This window comes from Streptomyces sp. NPDC107546, from assembly GCF_055639175.1.
Genome location: NZ_JBVKBA010000089.1, coordinates 1 through 1,008, shown reverse-complemented (window position 1 = coordinate 1,008; position 1,008 = coordinate 1). Strand labels below are relative to the sequence as shown.

At 67.7% G+C, this 1,008-nt stretch carries 1 protein-coding gene; it reads right to left on the bottom strand.

Annotated features, from left to right (window positions below):
- Positions 1-18: 18 nt before the first annotated feature.
- A protein-coding gene (locus ACZ7L1_RS39260; protein ID WP_471444507.1) for an IS5 family transposase occupies positions 19-950 on the bottom strand; the annotation gives its coding sequence in 2 pieces (ribosomal slippage) (positions 19-545 and positions 545-950; 933 coding nt in all).
- Positions 951-1,008: the final 58 nt, after the last annotated feature.

Genomic DNA, 1,008 nt, shown 5'->3' with positions numbered 1-1,008 from the left:
TAGGCGCTGTTTCTCGGATCATGAGCGGAGCCAGATGATGAGTGCTGCGAGGGTGACGGTGCCGAGGTAGATGTAGGCCCGTTTCTCGTAGCGTGTGGCGACGGCGCGGAAGCCTTTCAGGCGGTTGATGGCACGTTCGACGGTGTTGCGCTTCTTGTAGCGTTCGCGGTCGAACCCGGTGGGCCGACCGCCGCGGGAGCCGCGGTTGTGGCGGTGTCTGCGCTGGTCGAGCCGTTCGGGGATGGTGTGTGATATGCCGCGTCGTCGCAGGTAGCGGCGGTTTTCGCGGGACGTGTAGGCCTTGTCGGCCAGGACGCGGTCGGGTCGGGTGCGAGGTCGGCCGACACCGGTGCGGGGCACCGACACCAGCTCCAGGACAGGCCGGAGCTGGGGGCCGTCTCCGTAATGTCCGGGTGTCAGGAGCAGGGCGAGTGGCCGGCATCGCCCGTCGGCTGCGAGGTGGATCTTGGTGGTGAAGCCACCGCGGGAGCGTCCCAGACACTCGCCGACCTGACCACCTCCTCCAGCCGGACGACCAGTTTCCGAAGTACCGGATCGACCTGGTTCGTCCGTGGGCGGACCCCCTTTTGAGGAACTGCGGCGGGCGGTGCCTTCCTTGCCCCGGCGGCGTGCTGGTGAGCCCGCACCGCGGTGGAGTCCACGGACACGTCCCAGTCGATACGGCCCGCGGCGTCCTCAGCGGCTTGCACCTTCGACAGCAGCATCTGCCAGGTGCCGTCCGCCGACCAGCGGCGATGGCGTTTGTAAACCGTCTCCCACGGCCCGAACCGCTCTGGCAGATCTCGCCACTGCACCCCCGTCCGCACCCGGTAAAGCACCCCGTTGATCACCCGTCGGTGATCGCTCCACCGGCCCCCACGCACACCACCGCGAGGTAACAACGACTCCAGCCGCTCCCACTCTGCGTTCGTCAGGTCTCCGCGTCCCATGCAGTCAGCCTGCCCCCAACACCTCACTCGCGGAGGGAGATCCGAGAAACAGCGCCTA